The organism is Acinetobacter sp. YH01019 (assembly GCF_013420285.1).
In the GTDB taxonomy this organism is placed as follows: Bacteria; Pseudomonadota; Gammaproteobacteria; order Pseudomonadales; family Moraxellaceae; genus Acinetobacter; species Acinetobacter gandensis.
Genome location: NZ_VOYM01000053.1, coordinates 14277 through 28471, shown reverse-complemented (window position 1 = coordinate 28471; position 14195 = coordinate 14277). Strand labels below are relative to the sequence as shown.

Below are 14195 nucleotides of genomic sequence, written 5' to 3'. Positions count from 1 at the left end.
TGTTCAAATGGCTATTCTACGTTTGATTGGTTTTGGAAAAAAAGAAGAATTTAAGAAAGTGCTAGCAATTTTAAGAAAGAAAAAGCCTGATAGGACAAGGATCCTATGAAATTTGTCGTGTACAGAGATGATTTTTAATAATTTATAGTGATGGTCTGAGATGGATTGGTCATGTAAGAGCTGATTTAACTTCTTTAATATGACCTGGAAGGCTGTGTGACCTATGATGCGTGCCCGTGGTCGACTTTGCGATGCAATAAATTCAAGTTCGAAATCTTCTGCTTGAAAAACAATTTGTTGAAAGGTGTGAAAGCGTTTCAACATGCGGATTGTTTGGTCTTTAGATTTTTTAAACTCAGGTTGATCTGCTTCATCAGCAAGTCGTGTATTGCTAATGATTTGTTGATAGATTTTGTTCAGCAGATCATTAATGTCATCGTCGGCATCGAAGTATTGTAAGGCATGAGTTAAAAACGGTTCTGCGATCCGGGTGTAATATGTATAGATTGAACTATCTGCGAGTTTTTGATTGTCTTGAAATGCCTTCGTGTACTGAGTTGTATCAAAATCAAAGGTGGCTGATAATTTTTTTATTTGCTCTGAACTTGGTCGATAGAGACTGATGAGCCACAAAATAATACGTTTAGAAAACTCATTAAACTGCCCTTGGTGACGCAGGCAAAAATCAATAATGAGTTCAGCAATAGGTTGTTCCGTTGAAGATGTGCGAATCATTTTCAGCAAGTTTTTATGAATAAATATCACATTCTCTACCGCTTCAGAGGTATTTAGATCAGGTAAAGGCTTGGTTGCAGAAGAGACATTTCGTTCGATTTCATCACTTAATTGAGTTTTAAATTTTGGGAATGCAAAGTTTTCAAACTCATGTTCTGATAAACCACACGTGAGTGTGTTTTCTAACAAACATTGTGAAAGGGCAGGATCAACATCTGCATTCTGCAGTTGTAGCCAATTAAAATTGGCGTATTCACGTAAAAACTTAAAAGTCTTGTTGGTGTATGGATGTTTTATTTTTTGAAAAATGAGGTGCAGATACGCATTCACGTCTACACTGATGTCACGAATTTGCCTTGTATTGAAGTGAATGAGCCAAAGTCGTGTGAGTTGATCTGGAACAAAATTACGCGATTTTCGAATTGTTTTTTCATCGGCAAATAGATCGCCATAGCTTGGAGAAAGTGGCTCTAAAAAGATGATATTTAAATCGCAAATTTTTTGGATTTTTATGGGATTCTTTAAATGTTCAAGTAATGCATTTAATGTTGCTGTTTGACTTAGTCCACCATATAGCATTGAGCAAAGCAGAATATTCGCAATAATTTCTTCATCAGAAAACGTCGAGCTATCTTGAGCGAGAATCCAGTAGTGCCACAGTTTTTCGAGGATGATGTCAATTTCATGACCGGCTTGGATCCAATCTAGGGTGAAAATTGGTTCATCGCGTTTCATCTCAAAGGTGAGATAAGGTAGTGGGAGGTCTAGGTTATTACTTTTATTGAGGTCTTTGATATATGTTCGGAAGAATTCATGAGCATATTTTTTCCAGGCAAGATTCGGTGCTTTACGTTTAATAAACTCATAAATTGCAGGATAAGCTTGAATTAAGTCTTCATTTGAGAATTTTTGTTCATCAAAGTATTGTCGGAGCTCTTGTTCTGCATCAGCTCGTATGTCCTTTTTAGACTCATCTCGTTTGAATTGACGTCTGTCTTCAGCATAGCGTTTTTCTGAGATTTTTTTATTGCGTGATGACATGAGCTTCAACACCTGTAATTTTAAAATATGTTTTCATTTGCTCTAAAACATCTGCAATTTTAGAAAATTGAGAGAGCGATAAACTGGAAAATGGATGTGCTGCTTCTTGTTGCATGAGCTCATGTCCAAAGAGAGCTAAAATCTCAGGTTCGGTAATTTTATGAGTCAAAAATGCACGAGCTGTATGGCGATGCCAATTTGCATGATCAAGTCCTAATTCAGGATGGAAATTTTTGACTGTAGAAGGACTTAGTGGTTTCCACTCATCATCTTGGATGATTCCCAAAAAGGGCAGCTTACTTGCTTCTATTTGTTGTATAACATCACTTAAAGCTGGATGACTCATCATGATTTGAGTCGAAAAATATTCTAAAAATTTAAGGAATTTTTTTATCTCTTCAACTAAAAATGAACAAAGTGGGATTAGACGTCCGAATCCATTGCGGCCGCCTACTTCTTTGTCAGAAACCATCAAAATTTGGCGTTTTAAATTAAAGTTTTTAAGAAATCCAGGGAATTCAGCAACGGGGCGTGCTGCTGTAAAAAGAAGGAGGATATGCCACATCCATATGTTGTAGTGGTTGTATATAGCAATCAGATCGTCTTCAGCTTGTGAAAAAATATTAAACTTCAATACAGCAAAAATCTCTGTAATGACCTGTGGTTTTGGAGCTTTACGACTACCAAAATGAGTTATTGAATCAGGGAGCGAAGGTACACAACTTTCATATGTGCTTGCTACATCTGCACAAAGTGATTTTAGAATATCAATATATTGTGCATGTAATCGTGGAATATTCTGATGACAATAAGAAACAGATGATGACTGATTGGCATCAATCCCTGTGATTAAATCTGCGAGTTGTTTATTCCCTGTTTTTGCAAGAACCGTATGATGCAGTAGAGAACTCACCTTTACGACAGACAGTTTTGGAATCAATAATTCTTGTCTTAATTTGCGTAAATATTGCTGTATATCATCGAAACTAACCGAATCCATTTTGCGCAGATCCTCAATGAATAGATTCGGGATTGGAATGTCTAAATAGATCGTCTGATTGAGCAAGTTGTCTGAATACTCAAAATTGCGGTTCTCAAATACATTAAAGTGACTGTTTAAGAAGAACTGATCATTTTTATAGATCAATTTTTGGCGGTTATTTAACTTTTTAGCTCGCTTGCTTTGTATATATAGCCACTCATTCACACTGTTGCCTGTTAAAAATGCGAGCATCAAGATCAGAGCACTTTTATTTTGATGTTCAGAGTAGTCCACATGAAGTCTTTTCAGTAGATGGTTCATACTAGATGGGTTCGGGAAAAAACTACTCGACGTAAGTAAATGTTCTTTGCGTTGAATATGTTTTGCAACAAGCGGTAGAATATAATTTTGACTTGTTTCTGAATGTGCTGCGAGTGGTGTGACGTCAGTTGGATTGACAACAATTTGCCGATGAAGCGGCTCATCAATTAACGTTTCTATACTCAGTGCCTTAGGCGAGGCCCCTTTTTTTATTTCGATACTTTCTTCAATGAATTGTTCTTCATCAAGAAACTGATATTGAAGCTGTGTATCGATACTGGCACGTGCAATCTTCGCTTTGTTTTTTAAAACATAGTTAAAAGTAATGCGAATATCATTGAGTAGATTGCGATCAAACTCAGGCAATTCATCCGTATCTAATGTGATCAGATGTTGAATAAATTGCTCTAAGCTCAGCGTTAGATCTTTAAGATAGACATTCCAGAGGCGTTTATATTCTTCTGTATTATGATATTTTTTTTCAGTATCTAAATTTTTATTTGCAGTTCTAAAACGTTGGAATAAGCGCTTTACTGTATTGAAGTGTTCGGCGTGCGCTTGTTTAAAAAGATCTGGCTTGAGCTCAGGAAGAGCAATTAAATAAATTGCTGCTTTTAAAACTAGAATATTCCAATTTTTTGCATGCGTCTGCGATTCAGATAATTGCGAAATTGAATTGACATATGAAGTAATCGGTAGATCACTGATCTTAACTTTTTTAGAAAAAGAGATTACTGAAGGTTTGGGCAGATTTGACTGAAATTCTACATCGATGTCAAAGCAATCGAGATTGAGACCATCTAGATAGTTGTCAGTCTGTTGAGAAGACAATAGTTCAATCACAAAGTTGATATGTTGTGCACGTTCAAATTGCTCATCACCGAACAATTTTTCAATTGTTCTTTTAATTGAAATCATTGGTAAATCAAAATGTTCGTTTAGATCATTAGACATTTAAGATCTCCAAATTTTTTCTGCACTCAGATCGCTATTTGAGTGATCTAAGAGATCTTTTACACATCTGCTGTGTAATGATAATTCATTAAAAATCTGTGTACGTTCTTGCTTGATCTTTTTCATCCGCTGATTGAGTTGGTTTCGAGAGCATGAAAGCAAGTGTGCAAGTAACTCTAGGCTCATTTGATGGTGTGGCTTCAAAGATGATTCTTTGTTAAGAGTTAATAGTGTTTGACGTGAAAGATGTGTATTAATCAAGTGCAATGTTTTTCGTGGGTTCAAAGGCTTAATGTCAAATTTTGTAGATTTGATGAATTGAATAAATTCACGACTGCATAACTCCATCAGAAATGCTAACTCATCATCTGAAAAAGATTGTTGATTGTGAATAATTAAAGTGACTTCATTAATATCTTGCTTTAAATAGCTAAGATATAAGTGAATATTATTGAAAATGGAGTAGCCATCAAATTCTGAAGTTTTCCACACATGGAGTTCTTTTATGCGATTAGAAATATCTAAATCTGCAGTGAGATTTTTAAACATATTTAAGTAGCATAAGTTGAAACCATACGCTTGTGGATGAATTGTGATTCTGCTTTTTTTGAAATTTTTTAGAGTACTTATCTGTGTTGCTGGAAACTTCAAAAGTAGTTCAGATGTCAGATCCATGTGTGCTATTGAATAAAAATAATACAGCAATATTCACGTATATTTAGAGTTTTTGAATATGGCAGGAAGCATCATTTTTTTCTTGATTTTAAAGTTTTTTTATTATTGAAGGTTTCAAAATTTCCTACTCGATAGGATACTCACTATTAGTTAGCTATATTTGTGAATTGGCAAAAAATAACATGTTTCTATTATGATGTTCACATAGCAGATTACAATGAATACAGTAGGGATGAGTACAGTTGATTATTACAATAACAATGCTCAAATTTGATCTTTTTTAATGGTAATTAAAACCAAACAGGAATCAATTTTTGATAATTATGTAGACAAATTTAATTTGATTGATATCGGGAGCCGTATATGGAAATTAAACAACTGAAACAGGTAGAAGTCCTTACAGATATTGTATGTGATGTATGCAACCAATCAACGAAATTGGAATTTGGAACTTTATCTGCGCATTGGGGCTATGGTTCTAAGCATGACGGGGAAAGATATGAATTGCAGTTATGTGAGAAATGTTTTTTTTATGCACTTGCGACATTAAAGAAAGAGCGAGCAGATGAGTTTATGTTTGATGAAAACTTTGACCCTTCAACCCTAGATGGGTTTGGGTTGAAGTGAACCTATCATCGCGATAGGTTCTAAGAATCCAGAAAACACTGATTCAGATCCACGCCAGCAGCTTCATTTTTAATGGCGAGTAAGGGATTCAGGAAAAATATTTTTCTTTGCTTCGAGGTCACTGAGTTCGGAAAATGCTTGAATACCGCCTGCGGCTTTAATTCCATCTAAAGCGACAGATAGAGCTTCCTGATCTGACGGGAATGTTTCATCCCATACCGTAGAAGTACCACTTTGGTTCACCACTTCCAGTGTCCAGTCACTATCAGGTAATCGATAAATTAGAATTTCAATTTGCTCATTATCCTCTTGTAAAACTTGAGATAAGGGAGAGTCGATTAAATCATTTTCATCATAATCCAGAGTACTGTCATGATCAGACATCAGCGGTAACCTTTATTGTATTTAACATCCTTCCATAGTAATGAATGAATTAAATTTTGCCTAGCAGTGGAGATTATGGGGTACAAAGAATGGCTAAATTTAAAAAATAATTGCCCCGACAATAAAACAAAATAATCCAAAAATTACCCAAATCCAGACATTCGATTTGGGTTTCTCAGTATGTGATGTATAGAGTGGTTGTTGTTCCTGAGCAGGATTCTCTTGGTTGCCAGCTCTGTTCTTATAGGGTTGGTGCTTGGAATAGGATAGGCCTGTGCCTGGAATACCAACGCTGGTTCGGGTGCCTTTTTTGCCAATATTTAAAGAAGCACCAGGTTTGCCAATGCTCGCGCTACTAATGCCTTTATGCGTCAGATTGATTTTTAATCCAGGTAATATTTTAATACTCTTGCGAAATTTGAAGCCCATATTTTTTCCATTTACAAGAACCAGTTTGGTTTCTATCTCAGTTGTCCGGATACAGTGAAATAAAAGTTTGATTCATTCATAGGACTGATCATTTGACTTATCTAGTGAAATATCAGTATGTTCTTCAACATAAGATATTGGCTTTTAGGCAATGAATCAAACATCAAATTATTACAATCAGCATGCTCAAGCATTTTTTGAAAATACCTATCAGGTTGAAATGGCAAGTCTTTACGCACCATTTCTAAGATATTTGCCGGAACAGGCATTGATCCTGGATTTGGGCTGTGGCTCGGGGCGGGACACTTTGGCATTTAAGAAAAAAGGCTATCAAGTTGAGGCAATTGATTATTCTGCCGAGCTGGTTGAAAAGGCGAGAGAACTGACAGGCATCAATGTACGTCAGCAAAGTTTTTACGAGCTGAATGAAGTAGCTAAGTATGATGGTATTTGGGCCTGTGCTTCTCTTTTACACTGTGAAAGAGATCGCCTGACTGAAGTGTTGGGGCGCTTATTTAAAGCATTAAAGCCAAATGGTGTGTGTTACATGTCTTTTAAATATGGCAATACAGACCGTGAGAAAGAAGGGCGTAGCTTTACTGACTTGAATGAGCAGCAAGCTTACGACTTACTCAAACAAATAGATCAGGCTTTACTGTTACAGCAATGGATTACTGTAGATAAACGTTCAGACCGTACAGAAGAGTGGATCAATATCCTGATTAAAAAAGAGCAGGCTTAGATATGTTCAGTACAGCTGACATACCAACACCCAACGAGCAGCTGAAATTTTTGAAGCATATTCAGCAGATATTGCATTCTGGGACTTTTACTTCGACATATAAGTTTGCCTTGCTGATTAGTATTACAAGACTTGCGATTGAGCAGGGGAAAGATACTGGTGCGGTTCTGCATTTGGATTATTTGGATATTGCTGAAAAGTTTATTGATCTTTATTGGAAACAGTCATTGCCATTTCAATTCAACCAGTACGAACCTTTTACCATTCAACAAAGTACAGGTAAGCAAGCAAAGATCATCAGTGAAATCCAAATAGCACAGCAGCAATATAAAACAATCGCCGCTGCAAGAAGGGATGCAACTTTTTGGTTAAAACTGAGAAAATCAGTGGCTGATACAGTAAAAAGAATGCCTGTAGTCTACTTGCAAAATCTGAATGGGCAAACTTTTGAATTTCTCTACTGCTTGAATGATTCACAAAAGTTTCTGCAATTGTTACCAAAAGTGATGTATTGCTTAAGGCAGTTCAGTGAAATTATTGAAGAGTTGTGTCAGAAATGCTGGATTGATTTCGTTCGATTGAACAAACAAAATCTTGTTGTCCTAGATGGTCTACCTGATCTAGATGAATTTATGTTTGCTCCCAACCGTAGCCAATTGGGGCAAGTTGCGAACTTTCTCTTAGATTTGCAAGAATGTCAGTGTTTTTATTGTGGGAAAAGCCTTAAAAACAATAAATACGCAGTAGATCATTTTATCCCATGGTCGCTGTACCCAGCAGATACGGGTCATAATTTTGTGCTAGCAGATGACAAATGTAATTCACAAAAAAGTAATTACTTGGCTTCAAAAGACTTCTTGAATCAATGGTTAGAACGTAATCATTTACATGATCGATTGATCACTCAAGAGATTTCTCAACTTGGTTTTTTAACCGATATACAGCGTTCGCATCGGGTAGCGGATTGGGCCTATCAACAAGCGATTGAGAATGAATATTTGGTTTGGTTGGGGGGGAATGCAAAAAAAATCTTGAGCTGTTTATAAGCTATTTTATAGTAAAAATAACATTTAGCTATTGAAGAAAACCTGTAAACACTTATATTCAAAATCAGATACTAGTTTTTAACAATATTTAAATAATGACTTATACTAACCACCAAATAAAATATTTTGCATGGGAAATTACAAAAAAACGCTCGGCATCAGATATTGATCGTTTGTCGCAGTCGTTGTTTGATGCTCAGGTCGATGTAAATCCTCACCAAATTGAAGCTGCACTTTTTGCTTTAAATAATCCTTTAAGTAAAGGTGTCATTCTTGCTGATGAAGTGGGATTAGGGAAAACAATCGAGGCAGCTTTGGTGCTATGTCAGTATTGGGCTGAAAGACGTCGAAATTTATTAATTATTTGTCCTGCATCTTTACGAAAACAATGGGCGCAAGAATTACAAGATAAATTTAACCTACCTACGCAAGTTTTAGATTTGAAAACTTGGAATATGGCACGTAAAGATGGTGTTTATGATCCATTTAAAAATGGCAAGATTTCTATAATTTCATATCCTTTTGCAAATCGAATGGAATATGCCTTGGCACAAATTCCGTGGGATTTAGTTGTCATTGATGAAGCACATAAATTACGGAATGCTCATCGCTCAAGTAACAAAATTGGGAATAGTCTTAAACGCTCATTGATAGGCAAGAAAAAGTTGTTATTAACCGCGACACCGTTGCAGAACACTTTAATGGAGCTTTATGGTTTAAGTACGATTATAGATGAGCACTTATTTGGTGATGAGAAAGCATTTCGTTCTAGATATGTGGTTGATGGTGATATTCAATCGTTAAAAAAAAGAATCCAACAATTTATGCAAAGGACTTTGCGTAAAGATGTTTTGGAATATGTTCCTTACACCAATCGTCATGCTTTAACAGTTCCCTTTAAGCCTAGTGATCATGAACAAAGCTTATATGATTCAATCAGTGAGTATTTGCAGCGAGATGTCAGCTATGCATTTCCACAACAACAAAAACATTTAATTTCAATTGTTTTAAGAAAACTTTTGGCATCCTCGACTCCTGCTGTCATTGCAACTTTAGAAGCTATTCAACAGCGACTGAAAAAATTGCTTGAACAGCAGAGTCTAGATGAAGATTGGCTCAGTAATTTTATTGTTGATGAGGATATGGATGAAGAGTTGCTAGATGAGTTTGATGAGGAAGCAGGTCAAGGACAAATAGATGTTAGTTTAATTAAATCTGAAATAGCTGAAATTGAACGGTATATACAGCAGGCTTATAAAATTAAAGATGATAGTAAAACTTTTGCTTTGCTTTCAGCCATTGAGCAAGGCTTTGCTCGTATGTTTGAAATGGGAGCGAAACGAAAGGCTGTTATTTTTACTGAATCTAAACGTACTCAGGAATACTTAATCGCATTCTTGGAAGCGCGAGGATACAACGGAAAAGTAATAGGATTTAATGGAAGTAATACATCTGCAACGAATACAGGTATTTATCAAAAGTGGTTGGGCAAATATTTAGGGACTCAACATGTTACAGGCTCACCAGCAATTGATCGGCGCACCGCTTTAATCGATTTTTTTAAGAATGAGGCGGAAATACTAATTGCGACAGAAGCAGCAGCAGAAGGTGTGAATTTACAATTTTGCTCCTTGGTCATTAACTATGATTTACCATGGAATCCGCAACGTGTGGAACAACGAATAGGCCGTTGCCATCGTTATGGACAAGAATTTGATGTTGTTGTCGTTAATTTCTTAAATGAAAGGAATGAAGCAGATCAGCGAGTTTTGGAGTTGCTTAAAGATAAATTTCAGTTGTTTGATGGTGTCTTTGGTGCCTCTAATGACATTTTAGGAACAGTTGAAAGTGGTATAAATTTTGAAAAACGGATTTCTGAAATCTATGATCAGTGTCGTAGTTCAGAAGAAATAGAACAAAGCTTTAAGCAATTAAGAGATGAGCTAGAAGAGCAAATCAACGATAAAATGAAAAGGACGCAAGAGCTGTTACTTGAGCATTTTGATGCAGATATTCATGACTTGCTAAAAGTACAAAAAGAACGAGCTGAACTACAGCTAGATAAAATTAGTCGTTTGTTTTGGCTATCTACAAAATTTATTCTGGAAAAGTTCGCTCAATTTCATGACCATAATCTAAGTTTTGATTTAACTAAGTCACCTATATTAACAGCACCTTCAGGTAAATATCAGCTTATACGCAAAGGTGAGCGGATTCCTGAAAATACTTTTATTTATCGTTTAACTCATCCGTTGGGTGAGTTTGTGTTGGATAGTGCTAAAGGTTTACAAACACCAAAACAATTCATTCAGTTTGATTATAGCCAATATGGTCAAAAAGTAACTCTGCTGGAGGGGTTAAAAGGGCAACAGGGTTGGCTATCTATTACTGTCTTGAGTTTGGATTCTTTTCAAGAAGAAGAGCATATTGTGATCACAGCAATGACTGATGATGGTAGGGTTTTAGATGTGGACTTATGTGAGCGTTTGCTCCAAGTCAATGCAACAGTATTGTCTGATGTGGTGGAGCAGATTCCTGAAATATTTCAGGCAAATATTGATAAGCAGTATCAAGTTACATTAAACCATGCTTTGGAGCTGAATGATGAGTTTTTCAAAAAGGAACGGGATAAGCTAGAACAGTGGGCTGAGGATAGTTTGCTTGCCGTGGAGAAAATGCTTGAAGATATAAAGTTAAAAATATCTAGTCTGAAACGAGAGTCTCGCAAAGCACCTAATATTGAAACTGAAAAACGATTACAGGAAGAAATACAAAAAGCTGAAAAAGAAAAACGACGCATGCGACAGCAGGTTTTCGATGTCGAGGATGAAATAGCAGATAAACGTGATGCAATGATTGATGCGCTAGAGCAAAGGTTGCATCGCTCAAGCAAAGCCGAGAATTTATTTGTAGTGAGATGGCAGTTGGTTTAATACCAATTGCTATTTTTTTCTACGATTTTTTTTTATATTTAAAGTGATTTCTAGTATCCTTATCAGTTAATTTTGCCTAAGCAATTTTATTCGCTTCACCAGAACCTATTTATCATAAGGTTTTGAAAAATAGGAAATATTTATGAGTACTCAGTTTTCTGCACTTGTTTCTAAACTCAAAGAAATTTTTCAAATCAATCGTCCTGATTTAGATTTTGGAGTTTATCGCATTTTAAATGCACGTAGTACCGAAATTGCTGAGTTTTTGGATAAGCGTTTAAAAACCAAAGTTGAACAATACCTTGGCGAAGCAAAGTCGAGTCTTGATGAAAATGTTTTAAAAGAATTAGAAGCTGAGCTGAAAGCAGAATTTGGTAAACGTGCGTTTAATGAGCAAGGTGAGCTTATAGATGCTGAAGCAATAGAAAGTGCATTAGGTCAAAAATACATTGCTTTAACTCAAGCAGATGCACATGAAATGACAGATCAGTCACAAGTGTATAGTCATTTGCTCACGTTCTTTAGTCGTTATTATGATGATGGTGATTTCATTAGCCAACGTCGTTATAAGGGTGATACCTACGCTATTCCTTACTCTGGTGAGGAAGTGATGTTGCACTGGGCAAACAAAGACCAGTACTACACCAAGTCTGGTGAGATGTTTAGCAACTATCGTTTTAAACTGAATGATGAGCGTTCAGTTTTATTCCGTTTGGTGAGTGCAGACACAGCGCGTGAAAACCGTAAAGACAATGATAAAGACCGTCGCTTTATTATTGTGACAGAACCAAAGACCTTTACTCGTATAGATGAAGACGGTGAAGAGTTTGAAGAAACGATTGTTCCATTCTCTATTCAAAATAATGAACTGACCATTCTTTTTGAATATGCAACTTTGCCTAAAGGCTCAAAGCAAGAAACATTAAATATTGAATCGTATAACAAAATTGTGGGTGCGGAAGTTTTAACTGCGGATTGGCTAAATGATTTAGTACAGCTTGCACCAACTGAAAAAGAACCAAAGCGTACAGTACTGCAAAAGCACTTGAGTACCTATACGCAAAAAAATACAGCAGATTATTTTATTCATAAAGACTTAGGTAAATTCCTACGTCATGAGCTTGACTTTTATATTAAAAATGAAGTAATGCATTTGGATGATGTGGTGAGTACCGATCAATTTATTCAGATTGAACGTCAGCTCAGTATTATTAAATGTTTGCGTCAAATTGGTTTAGAAATTATTAGTTTCTTGGCTTCGCTTGAAGATTTTCAGAAAAAGTTGTGGCTAAAGAAAAAGTTTGTCGTCAGTGCTGAGTACTGCATTACTTTAGACCGAGTAGATGAGTCTTTATATACTGAAATTGCAGGCAATACAGCACAGTGGCAACAATGGGAAGATTTAGGCTTTAAAGGAACAGATGCAGGTTGGGGAACGGTTGATTATTTAAAACAATACCAAGCTTTGATGGTCGATACATCATTATTTAGCTTAGAGTTTAAGGCAGAGCTTTTAAAACGAATTGATGATTTAGATGCTCAAACTGATGGTTTGATCATTAACAGTGATAATTTTCAAGCTCTCAATGTTTTAAAGCAAAAGTATAAGGAAAAAGTGAAATGTATTTATATTGATCCACCCTATAATACTTCAGCATCTGAGATTATTTATAAAAATGGTTACAAACATAGTAGCTGGCTAAGTTTAATGGATAACCGTATTGCTAATTCGATATCTCATTTGGCTGGCGATGGTTTGATGCAAGTTGCGATTGATGACCAAGAGTATAGATATCTTAATTTACTTTTAGAGCAAAATTTTGGAATAAGTAATTTCATTTCTAGTATTTCAATTGAACATAATGCTAAAGGTATTCCACAGAATCACATTTCTGCTACACATGAATATTTACTCATGTATGCTAAAAATATTGAGGCTGTAAAAACATATGACTTTACTATCGATGAGGATGGTCTAGATCAGAAATACCCTTTAGTCGATAAAAATGGAAAGTACAGAGAACTACCTTTAACTAGAACTGGATCAGAGCCTTTAAGAGAAGATAGACCTTATATGTTTTTCCCGTTCTTATATAAAGATGGGGAACTAGCTCTTATACCTGAAGATGAATACAAGAAAATTTATGATCCCAAAGAAAATAAATTTAATGATGAATTTGTTGACCAATTAAAAAATAAATACGAGGCTGACGGCTATCAATTTATTCTTCCAAAAAATAGTAAAGGTATTTTTTATCGTTGGAAATGGGGAATTGAAAGTTGTAAAAAAGGACTACTTGATGATGAGTTGGTTTTTAGAAACAACACCATCTATAATAAAAATAGAGTGGATAATAAAGTTAAGCCAAAATCATTGTGGTCAAACTCTAAATATGATGCTACTAGTAAAGGTACGAGAGTTCTAGGTAATTTATTTAATAATAAGTTGTTTGACTATCCTAAAAGTATATTTGCTGTAATTGATGCATTAACGATTGGTAGTGATAATAAATCTCTAGTTTTGGATTATTTCGCAGGCTCGGGTACAACAGCGCATGCAACCATTGCTTTAAACCGTGAAGATAATGGAAATCGAAAATATATCCTTGTGGAACAAGGTGAATATTTTGATACAGTCATTAAACCACGTATTCAAAAAGTGGTGTATTCAGCAGACTGGAAAGAAGGCAAACCAACCAATCCTGAGTCTGGTATTAGCCACTGCTTAAAAGTGATGAAACTCGAAAGTTATGAAGATACGCTCAATAACTTAGAGTTGGTGCGTAAAGGTGCTCAACAGACACTTTTAGCCGAGCAACAAGCCTCAGTCAAATCAGAAGATCAAAATGCCTATAGTGACTATCTCATGCACTATATGCTTGAGCTTGAAAGCAAAGATTCATTACTGAATGTAAAAGACTTCCTAAAGCCATTTAGCTATCAAATGAATATTACTACGGATAGCGCAGGTGCATTTGAACGTAAAAATATTGATTTGGTTGAAACTTTTAATTATCTCATTGGACTGAATGTTCAAGAAGTAGATTATCAGTTAGATAAAGGCTATGTGCAAATCACAGGTAAATTACGTACTGGTGAATACACCACTGTTCTGTGGCGTGATTGCGACAAAATTGGCTATGCAGAGCTCGATCAATTACTTTCAAAACTTAAAATTAATCCAAACGATGGTGAGTACCAATTGATTTATATCAATGGTGATCACAACGTGGCAAGCAAATACACCACCAAAGAGGGTGAAGAAAAACAACTCAAAGTTCGTTCGATTGAACAAACCTTCTTAAAAAATATGTTTGAGGAGTAAT

9 protein-coding genes and 1 pseudogene are annotated in these 14195 nt (G+C 35.6%); 5 read left to right on the top strand and 5 right to left on the bottom strand.

Annotation, left to right across the window (positions count from 1 at the left end):
• Window positions 1–120: 120 nt before the first annotated feature.
• The 3 genes and pseudogenes from FTT84_RS12300 to FTT84_RS12290 form a co-directional block, all read right to left on the bottom strand.
• Window positions 121–1776, bottom strand: a pseudogene (locus tag FTT84_RS12300) (site-specific integrase); the annotation flags it as partial.
• Entirely contained in the window at window positions 1760–4033 is a 2274-nt protein-coding gene (locus tag FTT84_RS12295; protein ID WP_180081327.1) for a hypothetical protein, read from the bottom strand. The pseudogene FTT84_RS12300 and the gene FTT84_RS12295, both read right to left, overlap by 17 nt.
• The gene (locus FTT84_RS12290; RefSeq protein ID WP_004681107.1) at window positions 4034–4708 is read right to left on the bottom strand and encodes a hypothetical protein; all 675 of its coding nucleotides are present in this window, start codon (window positions 4706–4708) and stop codon (window positions 4034–4036) included. It lies immediately after the preceding gene.
• A gap of 363 nt (window positions 4709–5071) precedes the next feature.
• On the opposite strand from FTT84_RS12290, the gene FTT84_RS12285 reads away from it, so the two are divergent.
• Window positions 5072–5335: a hypothetical protein gene (locus FTT84_RS12285; protein ID WP_163121984.1), complete on the top strand. Its 264-nt coding sequence runs from the start codon at window positions 5072–5074 to the stop codon at window positions 5333–5335.
• 69 nt (window positions 5336–5404) lie between these two features.
• Here the strand turns inward: FTT84_RS12285 and FTT84_RS12280 are convergent, their stop codons facing one another.
• Window positions 5405–5719 (bottom strand): hypothetical protein, encoded by a 315-nt coding sequence (locus tag FTT84_RS12280; RefSeq protein ID WP_096911306.1) that lies wholly within the window; start codon window positions 5717–5719, stop codon window positions 5405–5407.
• A gap of 99 nt (window positions 5720–5818) precedes the next feature.
• Window positions 5819–6148, bottom strand: coding sequence for a DUF4236 domain-containing protein (locus tag FTT84_RS12275; protein ID WP_180081325.1), 330 nt, complete (start codon window positions 6146–6148; stop codon window positions 5819–5821).
• Between the two features lie 151 nt (window positions 6149–6299).
• Between FTT84_RS12275 and FTT84_RS12270 the strand changes: the two genes are divergently transcribed.
• The 4 genes from FTT84_RS12270 (at window position 6300) to FTT84_RS12255 (ending at window position 14194) form a co-directional block, all read left to right on the top strand.
• The gene (locus FTT84_RS12270) at window positions 6300–6890 is read left to right on the top strand and encodes a bifunctional 2-polyprenyl-6-hydroxyphenol methylase/3-demethylubiquinol 3-O-methyltransferase UbiG (RefSeq protein WP_180081323.1); all 591 of its coding nucleotides are present in this window, start codon (window positions 6300–6302) and stop codon (window positions 6888–6890) included.
• A 2-nt stretch (window positions 6891–6892) separates the two neighbouring features.
• Window positions 6893–7936 carry an HNH endonuclease gene (locus tag FTT84_RS12265; RefSeq protein WP_180081321.1) on the top strand — a complete coding sequence of 348 codons (1044 nt, stop codon included), beginning with the start codon at window positions 6893–6895 and terminating at the stop codon, window positions 7934–7936.
• A gap of 95 nt (window positions 7937–8031) precedes the next feature.
• Window positions 8032–10869 (top strand): SNF2-related protein, encoded by a 2838-nt coding sequence (locus FTT84_RS12260; protein WP_180081319.1) that lies wholly within the window; start codon window positions 8032–8034, stop codon window positions 10867–10869.
• Between the two features lie 142 nt (window positions 10870–11011).
• Window positions 11012–14194, top strand: a complete 3183-nt coding sequence (locus FTT84_RS12255) for a site-specific DNA-methyltransferase (protein ID WP_180081317.1) — start codon at window positions 11012–11014, stop codon at window positions 14192–14194.
• Window position 14195: the final 1 nt, after the last annotated feature.

What these genes read in the sequence shown, in the direction of transcription:
- FTT84_RS12295 (WP_180081327.1), bottom strand. Translation starts at nt 4,033, where the DNA reads ATGTCTAATGATCTAAACGAACATTTTGATTTACCAATGATTTCAATT.
- FTT84_RS12285 (WP_163121984.1), top strand. Translation starts at nt 5,072, where the DNA reads ATGGAAATTAAACAACTGAAACAGGTAGAAGTCCTTACAGATATTGTA.
- FTT84_RS12280 (WP_096911306.1), bottom strand. Translation starts at nt 5,719, where the DNA reads ATGTCTGATCATGACAGTACTCTGGATTATGATGAAAATGATTTAATC.
- FTT84_RS12275 (WP_180081325.1), bottom strand. Translation starts at nt 6,148, where the DNA reads ATGGGCTTCAAATTTCGCAAGAGTATTAAAATATTACCTGGATTAAAA.
- FTT84_RS12290 (WP_004681107.1), bottom strand. Translation starts at nt 4,708, where the DNA reads ATGGATCTGACATCTGAACTACTTTTGAAGTTTCCAGCAACACAGATA.
- FTT84_RS12260 (WP_180081319.1), top strand. Translation starts at nt 8,032, where the DNA reads ATGACTTATACTAACCACCAAATAAAATATTTTGCATGGGAAATTACA.
- FTT84_RS12270 (WP_180081323.1), top strand. Translation starts at nt 6,300, where the DNA reads ATGAATCAAACATCAAATTATTACAATCAGCATGCTCAAGCATTTTTT.
- FTT84_RS12255 (WP_180081317.1), top strand. Translation starts at nt 11,012, where the DNA reads ATGAGTACTCAGTTTTCTGCACTTGTTTCTAAACTCAAAGAAATTTTT.
- FTT84_RS12265 (WP_180081321.1), top strand. Translation starts at nt 6,893, where the DNA reads ATGTTCAGTACAGCTGACATACCAACACCCAACGAGCAGCTGAAATTT.